This is a genomic window from Roseobacter sp. MED193 (assembly GCF_000152965.1).
Lineage (GTDB): Bacteria > Pseudomonadota > Alphaproteobacteria > Rhodobacterales > Rhodobacteraceae > Pseudophaeobacter.
The window spans coordinates 3991407-4010776 of record NZ_CH902583.1 but is presented as its reverse complement, the minus strand read 5'-3'; the positions used below and the strand labels follow the sequence as shown (position 1 = coordinate 4010776).

Annotated in this window: 18 protein-coding genes; 15 read left to right on the top strand and 3 right to left on the bottom strand. The window is 57.6% G+C overall.

All coding sequences use genetic code 11. The features are described from left to right. Positions 1–44: 44 nt before the first annotated feature. On the top strand, positions 45–914 hold the full coding sequence (metF, locus tag MED193_RS21600) for a methylenetetrahydrofolate reductase [NAD(P)H] (RefSeq protein WP_009811916.1): 870 nt from the start codon (positions 45–47) through the stop codon (positions 912–914). Positions 915–1013: 99 nt separating this feature from the next. Beyond that, entirely contained in the window at positions 1014–1505 is a 492-nt protein-coding gene (locus tag MED193_RS21595; RefSeq protein WP_009811915.1) for a PaaI family thioesterase, read from the top strand. A 52-nt stretch (positions 1506–1557) separates the two neighbouring features. On the opposite strand, the gene MED193_RS21590 is transcribed toward MED193_RS21595, so the two are convergent. The 3 genes from MED193_RS21590 to MED193_RS21580 are packed head-to-tail and all read right to left on the bottom strand — an operon-like array spanning position 1558 to position 6111. Further along, positions 1558–2637: a DUF2235 domain-containing protein gene (locus MED193_RS21590; RefSeq protein WP_039966544.1), complete on the bottom strand. Its 1080-nt coding sequence runs from the start codon at positions 2635–2637 to the stop codon at positions 1558–1560. Beyond that, on the bottom strand, positions 2618–4912 hold the full coding sequence (locus MED193_RS21585) for a xanthine dehydrogenase family protein molybdopterin-binding subunit (RefSeq protein WP_009811913.1): 2295 nt from the start codon (positions 4910–4912) through the stop codon (positions 2618–2620). The genes MED193_RS21590 and MED193_RS21585 overlap by 20 nt, the downstream gene beginning before the upstream one ends. A 47-nt stretch (positions 4913–4959) precedes the next feature. After that, positions 4960–6111: a type III PLP-dependent enzyme gene (locus MED193_RS21580; RefSeq protein WP_009811912.1), complete on the bottom strand. Its 1152-nt coding sequence runs from the start codon at positions 6109–6111 to the stop codon at positions 4960–4962. Positions 6112–6218: 107 nt separating this feature from the next. Between MED193_RS21580 and MED193_RS21575 the strand changes: the two genes are divergently transcribed. The 13 genes from MED193_RS21575 to MED193_RS21515 all read left to right on the top strand — a co-directional run bounded on the left by MED193_RS21575 (position 6219) and on the right by MED193_RS21515 (position 19259). Next, positions 6219–6653, top strand: coding sequence for an Lrp/AsnC family transcriptional regulator (locus MED193_RS21575; RefSeq protein WP_009811911.1), 435 nt, complete (start codon positions 6219–6221; stop codon positions 6651–6653). Between the two features lie 104 nt (positions 6654–6757). After that, complete coding sequence (locus tag MED193_RS21570) at positions 6758–9865, top strand: valine--tRNA ligase (protein ID WP_009811910.1); 3108 nt, start codon at positions 6758–6760, stop codon at positions 9863–9865. Between the two features lie 193 nt (positions 9866–10058). Continuing rightward, positions 10059–10355 carry a DUF1330 domain-containing protein gene (locus MED193_RS21565; RefSeq protein ID WP_009811909.1) on the top strand — a complete coding sequence of 99 codons (297 nt, stop codon included), beginning with the start codon at positions 10059–10061 and terminating at the stop codon, positions 10353–10355. A 158-nt stretch (positions 10356–10513) separates the two neighbouring features. After that, complete coding sequence (locus MED193_RS21560) at positions 10514–10975, top strand: TerB family tellurite resistance protein (RefSeq protein ID WP_009811908.1); 462 nt, start codon at positions 10514–10516, stop codon at positions 10973–10975. Next, positions 10975–11415, top strand: coding sequence for a TerB family tellurite resistance protein (locus MED193_RS21555; protein ID WP_009811907.1), 441 nt, complete (start codon positions 10975–10977; stop codon positions 11413–11415). The genes MED193_RS21560 and MED193_RS21555 overlap by 1 nt, the downstream gene beginning before the upstream one ends. Then, positions 11412–12179 (top strand): phosphate/phosphite/phosphonate ABC transporter substrate-binding protein, encoded by a 768-nt coding sequence (locus MED193_RS21550; protein ID WP_009811906.1) that lies wholly within the window; start codon positions 11412–11414, stop codon positions 12177–12179. The genes MED193_RS21555 and MED193_RS21550 overlap by 4 nt, the downstream gene beginning before the upstream one ends. 134 nt (positions 12180–12313) lie before the next feature. Then, entirely contained in the window at positions 12314–13102 is a 789-nt protein-coding gene (locus MED193_RS21545) for an ABC transporter ATP-binding protein (RefSeq protein WP_009811905.1), read from the top strand. A 90-nt stretch (positions 13103–13192) separates the two neighbouring features. Then, positions 13193–13903 (top strand): transporter substrate-binding domain-containing protein, encoded by a 711-nt coding sequence (locus MED193_RS21540; protein ID WP_009811904.1) that lies wholly within the window; start codon positions 13193–13195, stop codon positions 13901–13903. Positions 13904–14000: 97 nt separating this feature from the next. Continuing rightward, a complete protein-coding gene (locus tag MED193_RS21535; protein ID WP_083790532.1) occupies positions 14001–14882 on the top strand; it encodes an ABC transporter permease in 882 nt (293 codons plus the stop codon). Further along, positions 14879–15685 (top strand): ABC transporter permease, encoded by an 807-nt coding sequence (locus MED193_RS21530; protein WP_009811902.1) that lies wholly within the window; start codon positions 14879–14881, stop codon positions 15683–15685. The genes MED193_RS21535 and MED193_RS21530 overlap by 4 nt, the downstream gene beginning before the upstream one ends. A 155-nt stretch (positions 15686–15840) precedes the next feature. Beyond that, positions 15841–17160: a glutamine synthetase family protein gene (locus MED193_RS21525; protein ID WP_009811901.1), complete on the top strand. Its 1320-nt coding sequence runs from the start codon at positions 15841–15843 to the stop codon at positions 17158–17160. A 60-nt stretch (positions 17161–17220) separates the two neighbouring features. Continuing rightward, a complete protein-coding gene (locus tag MED193_RS21520; protein WP_009811900.1) occupies positions 17221–17901 on the top strand; it encodes a type 1 glutamine amidotransferase in 681 nt (226 codons plus the stop codon). Continuing rightward, positions 17901–19259, top strand: coding sequence for a glutamine synthetase family protein (locus MED193_RS21515; protein WP_009811899.1), 1359 nt, complete (start codon positions 17901–17903; stop codon positions 19257–19259). The genes MED193_RS21520 and MED193_RS21515 overlap by 1 nt, the downstream gene beginning before the upstream one ends. The last annotated feature ends 111 nt before the right edge of the window (positions 19260–19370 follow it).

The window sequence follows — 19370 nt, the reverse complement described above, 5'->3', positions numbered from 1 at the left end:
GCTGCACATGCAACAAGAGGATAAATCTATTGGAGAGCAAAGTCATGACCAGCCCTGAGATTTCATTTGAGTTTTTCCCGCCGCAATCGCTGGAGGCCTCATTTCGTCTATGGGACACCGTGCAAACCCTTGCACCGCTGGATCCCCGGTTTGTTTCCGTCACCTATGGCGCCGGCGGCACCACACGCGATTTGACACGAGACGCGGTTAAAACGCTTCATGGCAGCTCTGGGCTAAACGTGGCAGCGCACCTGACGTGCGTCGATGCCAGCCGCGCAGAAACCATGGAAATCGCTGAGAATTTCGCCAAGGTCGGCGTCACTGAGATCGTCGCCCTGCGTGGTGATCCGCCTAAAGGCAGTGGCAAATTCGTACCGCACCCTGAAGGCTTTGGAAACTCCGTGGAACTGATCGAAGCCCTCGCTGCAACCGGAAAGTTCTCCCTGCGTGTTGGCGCCTATCCAGACCCCCATCCCGAAGCAGAAAATGCCCAGGCGGATGTGGATTGGCTCAAGCGTAAGCTGGACGCTGGCGCGGATGAGGCTCTCACCCAGTTCTTCTTTGAAGCAGAAACCTTCCTGCGCTTTCGCGATGCCTGCGCCAAAGCAGGCATCGATGGCGACAAGCTGGTCCCAGGAATTCTGCCCATTGAAAACTGGAAAGGAGCTCGCAACTTTGCCAAACGCTGCGGCACCGTGATCCCAGCCTGGGTAGATGACGCCTTTGAAAAGGCGTCCCGCGACGACCGCGAAGACCTACTGGCAACTGCGATCTGCTCCGAGCTTTGCTCAGATCTGCTGGACGAAGGCGTGAAGAAGCTGCATTTCTACACACTCAACCGCCCAGAACTGACCCGCGATGTCTGTTTTGCTCTTGGCCTCACCCCCAATGTCTCGTTGGAGAACGTAGCGTAAGGCTTGTTGCAGGCTCTGCACTTACGGTAATTCCAAAAAGGAACGCACTAGATCCATCTCCTAGTGCGTCTTTGGTCGTCGTGCAAAAAGGGCCCAGACATGGCAATTGCAAAATCACCAGCCGATCTTTTACCGATGGATCAGGTTGTACAGCTTTCCGGGCTGGAATTCATGCAAGGCATTCTCGAAGGCCGCCTGCCTGGCCCGCCGATCGGCGCTCAACTGGGCTATACCCTGCATGAAGTCTCGGAGGGGCGCGCTGTGTTTCGTGGCACCCCGCAGTTTGAGGTCACCAATCCCATGGGCACTGTACATGGCGGCTGGTACGGCACATTGCTCGACAGTGCGATGGCCTGCGCAGTAATGACAGCCGTGCCCAAGGGATCCGCCTACACGACGCTGGAATATAAGATCAATATCCTGAAATCGATCCCGCTGGGCACCACTGTGGATTGTGTGGGCGTGATCGACCATGTTGGCCGCTCCACTGGGGTTGCACATGGTGAAATTCGCGGCGTCAAGGACGGCAAGCTCTACGCCACCGGCTCCACTACCTGCATCGTGATGAAGGTCTTTGGCAGCAAGGCCTAGACGCTAGGGGCAGGCCCCCCGCCCGCCCAGGGATGTGGCGTTGGAGCGTTTCCTAGGGCGTATTTCCCGTCAGCCCTGCAAACCAACCAGGCGGGTTGCGCTGCATCTCAACCCCCTGGACACTATGGTGCAAACGTTCGCTGGGATCCAATCCAACCCGGCGCTTGCTGCGCAACAAGAAGATCTTACCCCAGCCCTGCCAGGTCCCAATCGAGGGCGCCTTGGGATCGACCGGAAAGCGCATACGCCAATCCTGTGGCAAAGGTAGACCGCAGTCCTCTGCTTTTTCCAGCATCCAAACCAGTGGCAGATTGGACAGTGGTCGCGCCTCCTCATGCCCGGCAAGTTGCCCCCCGATATCCCCATGCGCACCATGGAACCAAACCTGCTCAATCCGTCCATTCCAGCCCTCAGGGCAAGTCCAAAGCACCGGTTTAAACACATCCCTGGTCTCGTCCAGCGCCAGGGCATGGTAGCCGTGTTTCACATGTGGCCCCAGTTCATGATTGTGAAAGGAATGACGGCTTTCTGCCCAGCGCCATAGCAAGGGCAATCGCAGGCCCAGCGCTTTGACCGTATCCCAGGCGCCAATGAGTTCGATCGTGGTCTCAGCATGACAATGTACTGCGTGAAAAGCCTCCGCCACCTGCGGCGATCCACCCTGCTGATAATGGCGATAGGCGGTACGGATATTGCGTACAGTTGCATGTTCCGCCCGCAACAGCCCAACCTCGCCGATCACCCCCGCGAGTGAGCGCACGGCATAGGCACCGCGGGAATAGCCCAGCAGATAGATCCGGTCACCCGGACGATAGCGCGAAGCAAGATAGCCATAGGCGCGCCGAATTTGACGGTTAATCCCCCGCCCCATCATGACATCCGGTGCGCTGGCCCAACCGGTCCATTGCACGCCAGATTCATAAAAAACAGAAACCTCAGCCCCCATTTCCCGGCACATCTGGTAGAGCCTGCCAGCATGGGTTTCATGCCCAGGCTCCAGCGTCGACATGGTGCCATCCAGAATGATCACATGGGCCTGCGGCCCCCGCAGCTTGGACTCGCCCGAATGCTCCGAGCGCATAGGGCGCCCGAGCCATCCAAGGAGACGATTGCTAAGCTGCTTCAGTACCATCCTGGAGTGCTTCCCATAGTTTCAGCGGTGTGAACGGCATGTCCACTTGCCGCAGGCCTTGATCCCACGTTGCGTCCTGAACCGCATTGGCCAGGGCAGCGAGGGCACCAACTGTACCAGCCTCACCGCAGCCCTTCATCCCCATGGGGTTCTGTATCGAAGGCACCGGCTCGGAGGTAAACCCAATCATGGGGACGTCATCCGCACGCGGCAAGGCATAGTCCATAAACGTTGCCGTGAGCAGTTGGCCCTCTTCATCATAGACCACATGTTCCATCATCGCCTGACCAAGCCCCTGAACCACCCCGCCATGCACCTGACCTTCGGCCAGCATCGGGTTGATCAGATTGCCAAAATCATCAACAACCGTATAGCGGTCCACAACGGACACTCCGGTCTCGGGGTCGATCACAACCTCCGCGATATGGGCCCCGTTTGGAAACGAGCGCCCAGGCAATTGCGCCCGCGCCGCGTGACGGAGCAAATCCACGCGCCCCTGCGCGCGGGCCATCTCTGCGGCTTCCAACATAGAAGGCGTCAGGTTTGATCCTGGTGCCCGGAAGGTCTCGCCGTCAAAATTCACGGCCTCCTCTTCAACTCCCATCTCTTCGGCAAGGAAAGGCGTAAATGCGGCAACCATCACATCCACGGTCGCCAATGTCGCATTGGCCTGGGTGGTCACCGAGCGCGAACCACCCGTCCCGCCCCCCTTGGCAATGCGGTCACTATCGCCCTGAATGGTCGAAATCATTTCGGCCGGAATGCCCGTCTGATCCGCAAGGAACTGCGCATAGACAGTTTCATGTCCCTGCCCGTTGCTTTGCGTCCCTACGTAGATATTCACCCGACCATCCTCAAGAAATTCGACCTCTGCACCTTCCGAAGGGTCGCCCAAAATACTTTCGATATAGTAACACAGGCCAACACCGCGCAGTTTTCCGGTCTCGGCATCAGCAGCGCGACGGGCGGCAAAGCCCTCCATATCGGCCTCCTGGGTAGCGCGTGACAGGATCATGCCAAAGTCACCCACATCGTAGCTTTCTCCTGTCACTGTTGCGTAGGGAAAGTTCGCGGGCGCGATAAAGTTGCGGCGATGCAGTTCAAAAGGATCAACCCCCAGCTCCCGCGCAGCGCGGTCCATGACACGTTCCAGCACATAGATCGCTTCGGGCCGCCCAGCGCCACGATAGGCATCCACCTGGGTGGTATTGGTATAGATCCCCTCCACCTGCAACCAAGCGGTTTTGATATCATAGACCCCAGCCAGAACCCGACTGAACAGCTGGGTCTGGATCGGCTGCCCGAACTGCGAATTGTAAGCCCCAAGGTTACAGCGGGTCTGCACCCGGTAGGCGGTGATCTTGAGATCCTTGTCAAAGGCCAGCTCCGCCAGTGAGGTAAGATCACGGCCGCCGTTGTCGCTCAGCATGGCTTCGGTGCGGTCTGACATCCAAAACACTGGCTTGCCTAGCGCCCGCGCGGCATGGGCAACCACAAAATATTCTGGGTAGGTCATTGCCTTCATGCCAAAGCCCCCCCCCACATCTGGCGTCACCACATGCACGGCATCCTCTTCTAGATGCAGCTTGGCCGCCAGTTGCCCCTTGGCTCCCCAGACGCCCTGACCACCATAGGTGAAGTGTAGGCGATCCCCTTCCCAGGTCGCAAAACAGCCCCGTGGTTCCATCGCGTTCACAATGATCCGGTTGTCCTCAACCTGTAGCGACACGGTATGGGCAGCGGCATCAAAAGCGGCTTTGGTTGCGGCTTCATCCCCGATCCCCCAGTCAAAGGCGCTATTGCTGGGCGCTTCCGGATGTAGAGGCTCTCCGCCGGCCTGGAGGTCCAGCTTCACCGGCAGATCATCGATATCCAGCTCAATCAGCTCACCTGCGTCGCGCGCTTGTTCCAGCGTATCTGCAATCACCACTGCAATCGGCTCACCCACAAAGCGGACCCGCCCATTGGCCAGCATGTGGCGCTCCGGAGCCGCGCCCTCGCTGCCATCGCGGTTTTTTACCACCGTGGCATCCATGGTGGTGGTCATGCCTGCAGCCTTTAGATCGGAGAGAGTAAGCACCATATGCACGCCTTCGGCGGCGCGTGCCTCTTGCAAATCCAGGGTTGAAATCACGCCGTGGGCAACCGGACTGCGCAGCACCCAGGCCCGCAACGCGCCCGCTGGAGCACAGTCTTCGATATAGCGCCCATGCCCGGTCAGAAACCGGACATCTTCGACCCGTTTGACCGGCTGACTTTTTCCAAATTTTTCCATGCTCGCCCCCTGTTCGCGCTGGCTGGTGCTTTAGGGGGACCTTAGCCTCACGCGCGCGCTTGTCCAGAGAGCTCTATGACCGTCGCCACGTCAGAAAGCCCATAGCCGTTGAACTGCGTACTCATGGCGGAAGAATAGGCACCCAACCCAGGAAACAGGACATAATCGCCAGCCTGGGTGTCGTCCGGTAGCGGCAAACCATCTGGCAAACGGTCCAGGCTGTCACAGGTGGGGCCAAAGACCACACGCGGGCTGCGCCCTGCCTCCCGATGTCGACCATCAGCGCCGACCACCTCGACTCGCCCTGGCAGCCCCATATCGCGAATATCAACCAACCCGCCATAAATGCCGTCGTTTAGGAACACCATCTCGCCCCCCTTGCGCATGCCTTTGATGCGCGCTGCCAGGGTAAAGCTCTCCGACACCATCGCCCGGCCTGGTTCGCAGATCAGCTGCGGATGGTCGGCGCCAAAGGCTGCGACCACTGCCTCCTGGATCGCAGCAAAGACCCGCTCCAGATCCGGTGCCACCCCATCGCGATTTGCGGCAAAGCCGCCGCCGACATTCAGCCGGGCAATTGGTACCTGCGCAGCATCGACAATGCGCTTGGCCGCATGAATGTATTCAACCCAGGCCCTGGGGTCTTCACACTGCGTGCCAGGGTGAAAACAGAGGGCGGGCGTCCAGCCCTCTGCTTCCACCCGTTTGAGCAAAGCGATAGCCTCCTGCGGCGCCGCGCCAAACTTGCTGCCAAAATCATAGGCCGCGCCCTCTACCGGCAGAGCAAAGCGCACAGCAATCTCTTTGTCACGGGGCACCTCCACCAGCTTGTCCAGCTCAGAGCACTCATCCACAGACCAACTCGCCACATCATGGGCAATCCCTGCGTCGACTTCGGCCATGGAACGCACCGGGTTGTTGTAATGCATCACCGCATCGGGGCTGGCCAGACGTACAGCTGCCATCTCCGCCGGAGAGGCAACATCGAAGGCGGAAATTCCTGCAGCCACGAGGTTGGACAGAACTGCCTGATGGGGGTTGGCCTTCACCGCATAGGTCACAAGACCATCAAAACCCGCCTGAAACCGCTCTGCCACCTGATGCAGCACCCGCGGAGAAAAATACAAGATCGGATGATCCGGGTTGTGCCGCGCCAGGTGCGTTTCAGGATCAAGCCAAAGCGGTGGGATTTGCTGCATCGGTAAAAGCCTCATGTGTTTTACCCATTTTCCGGCGTTTTAGCGTCGATATCGCCAGTCATTTCGACTAGAGTGACGAAAAACTTCGGCACTTTGTAGGCAATAATATGAAAACAGACGAAGTAGATCAGCAGCTTTTGACCCTCTTGCGGGATAACGCCCGCCGACCCGTAGCAGATCTGGCCCGCACCCTTGGGTTGGCCCGCACCACCGTTCAGGCCCGTATTGAAAGGCTGGAAAACACCGGCGTGATTGAGGGCTATACTCTGCGCGCATCTGCCGCGACGCGCCCGCCGCTGCAGGCAACGGTGCTGATCTCGATCGAGCCGCGCTCGGGTCCTGATGTGCTGTCTCGGCTACGCAGCCTGTCGGGGGTCGAGGTGGTGCATACCACCTCCGGGCGGTTTGACCTGCTGGCCCAGGTGGTGGCCCAGAGCACTGCGGAGCTGGATCAAACCATTGACCGCATTGGCGAGGCACGCGGCGTGCGCTCTTCTGAGAGTCTGATTCATCTGGCCACCAAGCTGGATCGCAGCCCCTAGCCCCCGGCCTTTTCACCTGCAGGCCCAGCGATGGCTTCCCCTTTGCGCCCCCATTCGTTATTGGATGCGACAACTCCGAATTCAACCGACGCAGGACGACCCTCATGGCACTGGACAAGACATTCGACGCGGCCGAAGCTGAAAGCCGCCTATACAAAGCCTGGGAAGAGGCCGGCTGCTTTAAAGCAGGCGCCAATGCCAAGCCAGAAGCCTCGACCTATTGCATCATGATCCCGCCCCCCAACGTCACCGGCGTCTTGCATATGGGCCATGCCTTTAACAACACCCTGCAGGATATCCTGATCCGCTGGAAGCGCATGCAGGGCTTTGACACCCTTTGGCAGCCCGGCACCGATCACGCAGGCATCGCAACCCAGATGGTGGTAGAGCGGGAACTGGCCAAGGAGGGCAAGAAGCGTACAGACTTTAGCCGCCCTGATTTCCTCGCCAAGATCTGGGAATGGAAAGAACAGTCCGGCGGCACCATCATCGAGCAGCTGAAGCGCCTGGGCGCGTCGTGCGATTTTGACCGCACCGCCTTTACCATGGCCGGCGCCCATGGTGACACCCGCACCGGCCACGAAAACTCGCCCAATTTCCACGACGCCGTGATCAAGGTCTTTGTGGAGATGTACAACAAGGGGCTGATCTATCGGGGCAAACGCTTGGTCAACTGGGACCCGCATTTTGAAACTGCGATCTCGGACCTGGAAGTCGAGAATATCGAGACCCCCGGCCATATGTGGCACTTCAAATACCCCCTCGCGGGCGGCGCGACCTATACTTACATCGAGAAAGATGAAGATGGGAATGTCACGCTGGAAGAAGAGCGCGATTACATCTCCATCGCCACCACCCGTCCTGAAACCATGCTCGGTGACGGCGCGGTTGCGGTGCACCCCTCGGACGAACGTTACGCGCCCATCGTCGGCATGCTTTGTGAAATTCCGGTCGGTCCCAAGGCGCAGCGCCGTCTGATCCCGATCATCACCGATGAATACCCGGATAAGGACTTTGGCTCTGGCGCGGTGAAGATCACTGGCGCGCATGATTTCAACGACTATCAGGTTGCCAAGCGCGGCGGCATTCCGATGTACAACCTGATGGACACCAAGGCCAATATGCGCGCCGATGGCGCACCCTATGTCGAGGAAGCCACCACCGCGCAGGCGATTGCCAATGGCGAGGCGGAGTTCACCGAGGCCAGCATCGCCGCGATGAACCTGGTGCCGGAAGAATACCGCGGGTTAGACCGGTTTGAAGCACGGAAACGCGTGGTTGCCGATATCACCGCCGAGGGTCTGGCGGTGATGATCACCGAGACCAAAAAGGTCAAAGACGACGAGGGCAACGAGACCGAGGTCTCCGAGTCCGTGCCCTATGTTGAAGCCAAGCCAATCATGCAGCCCTTTGGCGACCGCTCCAAAGTGGTGATCGAGCCGATGCTGACCGACCAGTGGTTTGTCGACGCCGAAAAGGTTGTTGGCCCGGCGCTGGAGGCTGTGAAAGACGGCACCGTCAAGATCCTGCCCGAAAGCGGCGAGAAGACCTACTACCACTGGCTGGAAAACATCGAGCCCTGGTGCATCTCGCGCCAGCTGTGGTGGGGCCATCAGATCCCGGTTTGGTACGGGCCAAAAGTTGCAGTTGATGAATCCGGGGCCCCTCTTTCGCCGTCCTCACTTGATTACAGCGAAGTCGTCGCCTTCTGTGGGGCTGACTTCCATGAAGTATGTAAGAAAGCTGATGAGTACTACAACAAATTTCACCTGGGATTAGGCGGTTACACAGAACTAGAAGCTGGTGATAGCTTTGCTGATTTCAAAGACGAGAGCAATGAGTTCTGGTGGGAAGGCCAAGCCTACGCGCACCTAATGCGCGACCCCGACGTCCTCGACACCTGGTTCTCCTCTGGCCTTTGGCCGATTGGCACCCTGGGCTGGCCCGAGTGGAGCGAGGAGACCTCGAAGTATTTCCCGACCTCGACGCTGGTCACCGGTCAGGACATCCTGTTCTTCTGGGTGGCGCGCATGATGATGATGCAGCTGGCGGTTCTGGATCAGGACCTCCCCGTCGAGCAGCGCATCCCGTTTGACACCGTCTACCTGCATGGGCTGGTGCGTGACGCCAAGGGCAAGAAGATGTCCAAATCCACCGGCAACGTGGTGGATCCGCTGGAAATCATTGACGAATACGGCGCCGATGCGCTGCGCTTTACCAATGCGGCCATGGCCTCCCTTGGTGGTGTGCTGAAACTGGATATGCAGCGCATTGCCGGCTACCGCAACTTTGGCACCAAACTGTGGAATGCAGTGAACTTTGCCAATTTCAACAATGTCTATGACGAGACCCAGCCCGGCTACAGCTGCCCCGAGGCTAAGGCGGCGGTAAACCAGTGGATCATTGGCGAGACCGCCAAGGTCCGGGTTGAGGTGGATGCCGCGCTTGAGGCTTACCGTTTCAACGATGCGGCGCTGTCGCTTTATGCCTTTGTCTGGGGCAAAGTCTGTGACTGGTATATCGAACTCAGCAAACCGCTGTTTGGCTCCGAGGATGAGGCAGTGATCAATGAGACCCGCCAGACCCTGGGCTGGGTGCTGGATCAGTGCATGGTGCTGTTGCACCCCATCATGCCCTTCATCACCGAAGAGCTTTGGGGCAAGACCGCCAAGCGCGACACTATGCTGGTACATCAGGACTGGCCGACCTATGGCCCAGAGCTGGTCAACGAGGCGGCGGATTCGGAAATGACCTGGGTCATCACCGTGATCGAAAACATCCGTTCGGCCCGCGCCCAGATGAACGTGCCTGCGGGCTCCAAAATCCCAATGATTGTCACCCAGTTCGACGATGCCGCCCGCGCCGCCTGGGAGGCCAACGAGGGTATGATCAAGAAGCTCGCCCGCGTGGTGAGCCTGGATCAGGTGGATAGCTTCCCTAAGGGCTGCGCCTCTGTTGCCGCGCCTGGTGCCAGCTTTGGCCTGCCGCTGGCCGATATCATCGACGTGGAGGCAGAAAAGGCCCGGCTGGAGAAGAACCTCGGCAAGCTGGCCAAGGAACTGGGCGGGCTGCGCGGTCGGCTGAAGAACCCCAAATTTGTCGCATCAGCCCCGGATGAGGTGGTGGCCGAGGCCCGCGAGAACCTCTCCCTACGCGAAGAAGAGGAAGCTAAGCTGAAAGACGCTTTGTCGCGCCTAAAAGAAATCGGTTAAACGACTGAATATTCAATAAAATTATTGGAAAGCGCCCGCCCTTGAGCGGGCGTTTTTCGTAGCCTGGTCCTGCATTTTTCTGATAACTTGCGACAGCATCACCCGCTTAGGGGGAAAATGGCTGACAGCTCACCATTGTCTTTGCGTTGGTTCTGTATCAGCTTGTGACAAAGTACATGAGGGAGTTGTGAAGATGCCAAAAGGCTATTGGGTTGCGCATGTCGATGTCGAAGACATGGACCGCTACAAAGAATATGTCGCCGCCAATGCAGCGCCCTTTGCCGAATATGGCGCACGCTTTTTGGTGCGTGGCGGTGGCAAAGAAGTGCGCGAGGGCAAAATGCGCGCCCGCACCGTGGTAATCGAATTCAAGGATTTCGCGACCGCCAAATCCTGTTATGATAGCGTTGCATATCAAGATGCCAAGGCGTTGCGCGACCCGGTGTCGACCGGTGACATGGAAATCGTCGAAGGCTACGATAGCGAATAGCAATAGAATATCCTGGCGACAGAAATTGGTTTTGCTGTCAGGCACTGATTGGTCAGGTTCTCGGGTCAGATACCGCGACCCACCCCAGGGTTGCAAAATTTGACCATGTGAAATTCAATCGCCTTTTCAGGCCCTTAGATCCACGGAGTATCCCCGGAATGCTCAAGAATTTTTTTCAGGCCTTTCGGCCCACCGATCCCCCGGCACTTCCTGATCCAGATGCCGAATTGGCACTGGGCGCTCTGCTGGTGCGCGTGGCCAAATCGGATCGCGAGTATAAGCTGGAAGAGATCAGCCTGATTGACCGGATCTTGTCACGTCTCTACCAGCACGACGCGCTTGAGGCCGCTAAGGTTCGTGCCACCTGCGAGAAACTGCATTCCGCCGCACCGGAAACAGACACCTTTGGCCGCTTGATCCGTGAAACCACCGGTCTGGATGAACGTCTGGCCGCATTGGACGCGCTATGGGAAGTTGTCCTAGCGGACCAAAATGAACATGAGGGCGAAGTGCGCATTCTCGAAGAGGCCTATAAAGCCATGGGGTTATCCTTTGCGGACAATGAGGCTTCTCGCGCCAAGGCCAAGGCTAAGCTCGCGGCGAGCCTAAAGGAAGATTGATGTTTAAAGAATTGCTGAACCGTCTCTTGGCTCCGGCACCGGAACCTTTGACGGATGAGGGTGCCCGCCTGGCGCTTATCGCATTATTGGTCCGGATTGCGCGATCTGATCACAACTATTCCGAAGTGGAAAAGGATCGGATAGATCGCATCATCTGCACCCGCTACGGTCAGGATACTGGGGGCGCGATCATTCTGCGTGAACAGGCCGAAGCCATGGAGGCCGAGGCCCCGGATACCGTGCGCTTTACCCGCGCCATCAAAGACGCCGTTGCCTTTGAAGATCGCATAGGCGTTGTCGAAGCCCTGTGGCAGGTGGTGCTGGCCGATGGGCACCGCGATGATAGCGAAGACGCTTTGATGCGGCTCACCGCAAATCTGTTGGGCGTGAATGATGTGGACAGTGCCAAGGCCCGCAAACGTGTGGAGGCCACTATATGATCGCATATCTTGGCATGTATGACAGGCCAGAAACCGCCGCTGCAAATGATCAGCTGTGGTCAGCCATTCGCAAAAACCTCGATCAAGGACCTGAGGCCCTGAGCCGCGAAATTGATCCCTGGCAGGCCTGGACTTCGCCAGAGCTGATTTTGGCACAGACCTGTGGCTGCCCGTTCCGCACCCGACTCTATGGCGAGGTTGAGCTGGTCGGCACCCCGGACTATGGCCTCCCAGATTGCCAGCCGGGGTATTATCGCAGCGTCTTTGTCGCCAAAAAAACTGATCCTGCCATGCGACTGGAACAATTTGACCGGGCCCGATTTGCCTATAACGACGCCCTATCGCAATCCGGCTGGGCTGCGGCGCTTATCCATCTGCAGGATCGCAACATTCTTCCAGGTAGCCTGATCGAAAGCGGCAGCCATCGCAACTCTGCTCTAGCAGTTGCCGAGGGGCGCGCCGATTTTGCGGCTCTGGACCTTTTGTCTTGGGAGATGATGCAGGACTATGATGATTTTGCGGATGAACTCTCCGTTATCGATGTCACAGACCAAACTCCCGGACTGCCCTTTATCACCGCCCTGACCCAGGACCCAACAGCCCTGTTTATCGCTGTCAAAGCCGCCATCGCCTCCTTGGATGAAGCAAGCCGCGCCACGCTGCGGCTCAAAGGGTTCTTGCATATCCCCACCAGCGCCTATCTAGCAGTGCCAACCCCTCCGGGGCCAGTTCTGACGGAGCTTAAGATCAAAGCGCGCAGCTAGGCCGCCCTGCCCGTTTTGGCGGCCTACTCCTCCATTCCGCATAGTAATCGCCAATACTTCCCGGTTTTAACATTGCATTCAGACATTTTTTCGGTCCAATAAGAGCCAGTTTTATACAACTGGGCGAAATCGTTTTGACCATACCGACACCTGTTCTCGAGATCCGCAATCTGCATAAATCTTATGGAGAGTTGGAAGTTATCAAAGGTGTCAATATCACCGCCCAACGAGGGGATGTTGTCTCTCTCATTGGGTCCTCAGGGTCCGGGAAATCCACCCTTTTACGATGCTGCAATCTTCTGGAAAACAGCCAGGACGGTGAAATCCGTTTCAAAGGCGAGCCGATCACCTGGACCGGAACCGGCCTTAATCGCCGTCCCAGCGATGCCAATCAGGTGCTGCGCATCCGAACCAATTTGTCCATGGTGTTCCAACAGTTCAATCTCTGGGCGCATATGACCATTTTGCAAAATGTGATGGAGGCCCCGATCACGGTCCTGGGGCGTGATCCTGAAGAGGTCGAAGCCGCTGCACGCAAATATCTGGACAAGGTTGGGATCGCCGACAAATGGGACGCCTATCCTGCGCAGCTTTCAGGTGGCCAGCAACAGCGCGCGGCAATTGCACGTGCCCTGTGCATGGAGCCTGAAGCCCTGCTATTTGATGAGCCGACCTCAGCCTTGGATCCAGAGTTGGAGCAGGAGGTTGTTAAGGTGATCAAAGACCTCGCAGCAGAAGGCCGCACAATGATGATTGTGACCCATGACATGAATCTCGCTGCTGATGTGTCCCACCGGGTAGTCTTTCTGCACAAGGGGCTGGTCGAAGAACAGGGCACCGCTGACGAAGTCTTTGGCAATACGCAATCAGATCGCCTGCGAAATTTCCTGGCTCCGACACGCCATTTGCGCGCCAGTGTATAACCTGCATATTAACTGATGCCTGGGCCAGGCACTGCCCTTATCAGACAAATAAGAAACCAATCATCGACCAAAAAAACTGGGAGTATCACAATGAAATCACTTATTCTGACCACCGCCGCCCTGGCGCTAACCGCAGGCATGGGCCTGGCTGACACTGTGCGTCTCGGCACTGAGGGCGCTTACCCTCCCTATAACTTCCTAAACGACAACGGCGAAGTGGATGGGTTTGAGCGCGAGCTGGGCGATGAACTGTGCAAACGCGCCGAGCTGACCTGTGAATGGGTCACAAATGACTGGGATTCGATCATCCCCAACCTGGTCTCCGGCAACTACGACGCCATCATCGCTGGCATGTCGATCACCGAAGAGCGCGAAGAAGTTGTTGACTTCACCCAGGGCTACACCCCGCCGTCGCCTTCCGCTTATGCCGCCCTGTCGGCTGATGTGGACCTGACTGGCGGCGTCATTGCAGCCCAGACAGCGACCATCCAGGCCAACCATGTTGTCGACACCGGCGCGACCCTGGTGGAATACCCCACCCCAGATGAAACTCTGGCCGCTGTGCGCGCGGGCGAAGCCGATGCAGTCATCGCGGACAAAGACTACCTAGAGCCCGAAGTCGAAGCCTCAGACCTGATCTTTGTTGGCGACGATGTGCCCCTGGGCGGTGGTATCGGCATGGCCTTCCGCGAAAGCGACGACGAGATGCGCGCCAAGTTCGACGCGGCCATCACCTCGATGAAGGAAGACGGCAGCCTGAACACGCTGATCGAAAAGTGGGAAGTTGGCGGCACCTGGTAAGCCAGCCCTTCCCGAAAAACGCTCTTGATAAAGGGGGGCATTGCCTCCCTTTTCACATTCCCGGCCCCTTGCGGCGATCTAGACGATGAGGTCTGCCATCTTCTCCTTTTGCTCTGACCCGGCCACGCTAGAGACTTTTCAGTGGATGAGCTGCTATCTCACCACGGGAAAGCATATGGCTTTCTACGTGTCTTTTGGCACTGTCCTTCTGCTTCTGGCCTTTGCGGCTCCCTCAGCGCTGCTCTTTGGCTTTGGCGGCGCCATGGCGGCGCGCGCCCGCTTTTTGCCGCTCAACTGGCTTGGGCGGGGCTATATCGCCATTGTGCGCGGTGTGCCCGACATCGCCTTTTTTCTGTTCTTCGTCATCGCGCTGGATCAGGGGCTGGAGTACCTGCGCCATAAGGTCAAATGCCCCGATTGGGATCAGCCGATCCGGCAGGGCAATGATTTTATCGTCTGTGATATCGCCAAGCTGCCCTTGGGAAATTCGGCCCAGTGGATCCACGAAACCTATGGTTTTGCCCTTGCGGTTGTAACCTTTGCCATCGTCTTTGGCGCCTTTGCTGCAAATGTTCTTTATGGTGCCATGCAAGCGGTTCCCCATGCCCAGATCGAAACCGCAGAGGCTTATGGGCTGACGCCACGACAGACATTCTGGCGCATTCTGGTGCCACAGATGTGGACCTATGCTCTCCCTGGCTTGTCAAACCTCTGGATGGTTTTGATCAAGGCAACGCCGCTTTTGTTCCTGCTTGGGGTCGAAGACATCGTCTATTGGGCCAAAGAGTTGGGCGGTTCAAAAACCGCAAATTTCACCGCCTACCCGCACCCGGATTGGCGCACCCAGTATTTCCTCGCACTGTTGGTTTTCTATCTCGCCTTTACCAAGGTTTCTGAGGTGGTTCTAAACCGCATCACCACCCGATTGTCCCATGGTCAAGCGACCCTGGCTGGCGAAGCGCAGAGGAAAACAACATGAGCTGCTTTGAAACCATCCAAGACTACGCGTTCCGCTCCCTCGGGTATGGCGAGCGTCTACTGCCGCGCAGCGATTTTACACTATGCGAGCATTTCACGCTGATCGGTTCTGGGATGATTTGGAACATCTATTATGGTGTCCTAGCGGTCGTAACGGGATTCTTCCTGGCCAACCTCTTGGCAGTGGCTAAGAACTCCAACTCGTCCTGGGCGCGCAAACCCGCAGAATGGTTTATCTTCCTGTTTCGGGGTTCTCCGCTGTTCATCCAGTTCTTCTTTGCCTACTCCCTGTTCTTGAACCTCAAGAGCGTGTCGAGCTTTTTTGATCCGCTCTCCTCAGCCTGGGCTGGGGCTCTGATCGTGCTGTTTCTCAACACCGCAGCCTATTCCGCAGAGATCTTTTACGGTGCGCTGCAATCGATCCCTAGGGGCGACATCGAGGCGGCAGATGCCTATGGGCTCACCGGCTGGTCGCGGTTTCGCAAGGTGATGTGGCCAACCACGATGCGGCTGGCCTGGCCTGCCTATACGAATGAGGCGATTTTTCTGTTCCATGCCACCACCCTCGTTTTTGTTTCTGGTTTCCCAGCCTGGCGACAAAAGGGCGATGCGCTCTACTATGCAAAATACCTTGCGGATAAGACCTTCAACCCCTTTGTCCCCTACCCGATCCTCGCTTTCTATTTCATCCTGCTGACCCTGGTGATCATCTTTTTCTTTGGGTTGATCAACAAACGGCTGAACCGACACCTGCCACAGAGCCAGCGCACCAAAGTGAAATACAAACCTAATCTGATGCGCTAGTTGATCAAAAGATGAACGAAAGGTGGCCCCCTCGGGGGCCATTTTTTATGGCATTTCTCGGCTTACTCGTCTCTGGAGCAATATTTTGATCAAATTCTCTTGGCGCGCTGCAAATCCTGCAGTACAACAAAGACACCGCCACCGAGGAGCAGACCATGGACTTGTCCAAGCTGAAAACCATCCGCATCGCCGCCTGTGATGTGAACGGACAGATGCGCGGCAAACGCATGCCCGCGGCACAGGCTGGGAAACTGGCAGATGGAGCGGCGCGGCTGCCCCTGTCTGCCTTGAACGTGGATATCTGGGGGCGCGATATCGAAGACAGCCCGCTGGTGTTTGAAACAGGGGATGCCGATGGCATCCTGAAACCAACCGGGCGAGGCCCAGTTGCCATGCCTTGGCTCAACACCCCCTCAGCTCTTGTTCCGATGATGATGGAAACCGATGATGGTGCCCCCTTTATGGGCGATCCGCGTCAGGTGCTGGCCCAGGTGCTGGATGGCTATGCCGCACGCGGCTGGCAGGTGATGGCCGCCACTGAAATGGAATTCAATCTGGTAGATGATAGCGGTGCCCAGCCGGGTCCGCCGGCCCACCCCCATACGGGGCGCAGTCTCTCGCATCAATCGGTGCTCTCGGTGCAAGAGCTCGATGCTTTTGACAGCTTTTTCACTGATCTCTATGCAGGCGCAGAAGAGATGGGCATCCCCGCCCAATCGGCCATTTCCGAGTCTGGCTTGGGCCAGTTCGAGATCAACCTCAACCATCAAGATGCGATGCGTGCAGCAGATGATGCCTGGTTGTTCAAAGCCTTGGTCAAAGGGCTTGCCCGCAAACATAAAATGGCCGCCACCTTTATGGCCAAACCCTATGCCGATGATGCGGGCAATGGGATGCATGTGCATTTCTCCATTGTTGATACACATGGCTTAAACGTCTTTGACGACGGCACAGACAGCGGGTCCGAACTGCTGCAACAGGCCGTGGCAGGCTGTTTGGCCGCGATGCCAGCCAGCACCCTGGTCTTTGCCCCCCATGGCAATTCCTATAAACGCCTCGTTCCCGGAGCCCATGCCCCGACCGGCGCGGCCTGGGCTTATGAAAACCGCACCGCCGCCATCCGCATACCCGGAGGCAACCCCAAGGCGCGCCGCATCGAACACCGCACTGCCGGCGGTGACATCAACCCCTATCTAATGCTCTCCGTTGTACTGGGTGCCGCCCTGTTAGGCATCACCGACAAAATGCAGCCGCCCGCAGCTTCCAGCGGAAATATCTACGACCTTCCCGACCTGCCGCAGCTGGCACCGGATTGGGAGACAGCCATCACCCGGTTTGAGGCAAGCCCGCTGATCGCGCGGATTCTGCCTCAGATGATGATCCGCAACCTCGTCATGACCAAACGCCAGGAGCTAGCGGGCTTTGCTGCCCTCCCCTCAGATGAACATTGGCTCAGCTGGTTGGAGGCGGTATGACGTCGATCAGTCCCGAGGCCCAGCCTCACCCAATCCCCTTTTGATCAAATCTGGTGAACTATGAAAATCGGCATCCTGCAAACCGGCCACGCGCCTGAAGCGCTCATTCAGGACTCTGGCGACTATGACCAGATGTTTTGTGATCTGTTGTCGGGCAATGGTTTTGAGTTTGAAACCTTCGCGGTTGTCGACGGACAGTTTCCCCGCGATGCCGATGCCGCCGACGGATGGATCATCACCGGATCGCGCCATGGTGTCTATGAACCCCACGACTGGATCCCGCCGCTGGAAGATCTGATCCGAACCATTCACGCAAAGAAACAACCCCTCGCCGGGATCTGTTTTGGCCACCAAATCATCGCCCAGGCCCTGGGCGGCAAGGTCGCCAAGTTTGAGGGCGGCTGGGCAGTGGGTCATGTAACCTATCAGCAGGATGGCCAGCCCATCACCCTGAATGCCTGGCATCAGGACCAGGTGATCGAGCGCCCCACTGAGGCGCGGGTCCTGGCCGGAAACGATTTTTGTGAAAACGGTATTCTCGCCTATGGTGACCATATCTGGACCCTGCAGCCCCATCCGGAATTCGACAATGAATTCACCGGCGGCTTGATCGACAAGCGCGGTCGTGGCGTAGTACCTGACCAGATCCTGGATCAGGCCAGTCAACAGCTGGATACCCCCGTAGACTCTCCCGCAATTGCAACCTTCCTCGCAGAATTTATGAAGAAAGAGAGGACCTGATGTCATCTTGGCTTGACGACCTTCCCGAAGCGGCAAAGACCTACCTGGAGGGCCGTCGTCTAGACGAAGTTGAATGCGTTATCTCTGACCTTCCCGGTATTGCCCGCGGAAAGGCAGTGCCGGCATCCAAGTTTTCCAAGCAGGATTTCTTTCACCTGCCTGACAGCATCTTTTATCAGACCATCACCGGCGACTGGGCGGAGGCCGCCGATGACGATGGCTGGATCGAAAAAGACATGACGCTGCACCCGGATATGTCCACTGCTACCGCAGCGCCCTGGACCGGAGACTGGACACTTCAGGTGATTCACGACGCCGTTGACCGCAACGGAGATCCCATTCCCTTTAGCCCGCGCAACGTGCTGAAACGGGTGGTGCAGCTCTATCATGATCAGGGCTGGGATCCGGTTGTTGCGCCAGAAATGGAGTTCTTTCTGGTTGCCCGCAATGTCGACCCTGCCAAGAAGATCGAACCGATGATGGGACGTTCTGGCCGACCTGCAGCGGCGCGGCAGGCCTATTCCATGACCGCCGTGGATGAATTTGGCCCAGTGATTGACGATATCTACGACTTTGCTGAGGCACAGGGCTTTGAAATTGACGGCATCACCCAGGAAGGCGGCGCCGGTCAGCTGGAAATCAACCTGCTGCATGGTGATCCAGTCAAATTGGCGGATGAGGTCTTCTACTTTAAACGGCTGATCCGCGAAGCCGCTCTGCGCCACGACTGCTTTGCCACCTTTATGGCCAAGCCAATCGAAAACGAGCCTGGCTCGGCCATGCATATCCACCATTCGGTTCTGGATCGCAAAACCGGCAAGAATATCTTCTCGGCCAAGGATGACTCCGAGACCGATGCCTTTTTCCACTTTATTGCCGGTCTGCAAAACCATCTGCCCGCCGGCATCGCGGTGATGGCGCCCTATGTGAATTCCTATCGTCGCTACGTCAAAGACCATGCAGCGCCGATCAATCTGGAATGGGCGCGCGACAACCGCACCACCGGCATTCGCATTCCGCTGTCCAGCCCGGCAGCGCGGCGGGTGGAAAACCGCATCGCGGGCATGGATTGCAACCCCTACCTTGGCATCGCGGTCTCGCTGGCCTGTGGCTATCTGGGGCTGATGGAACAGAAGCATCCAGATAAACAATTCAAAGGTGATGCCTATGAAGGAGAGGGCGATATCCCTCCAGTCATGGGCAGCGCCCTGGACCTGTTTGAAAACGCAACCGAGCTGCACGAAGTCCTCGGCCCTGAATTTGCCCGTGTCTACAGCATCGTGAAACGGGCAGAGTATGAGGAATTCCTCCAGGTGATCTCCCCCTGGGAACGTGAGCATCTGTTGATGAATGTCTAGGCTTCCTATCTGCCCCTGACGTCGCGCTGCTGTGCGGCGCCAGGGCGATTGAACATTTATGGAAAGATGAAGCACAGATGGCTGCTGCATGGCTCCGCCAAAGTTACAGAG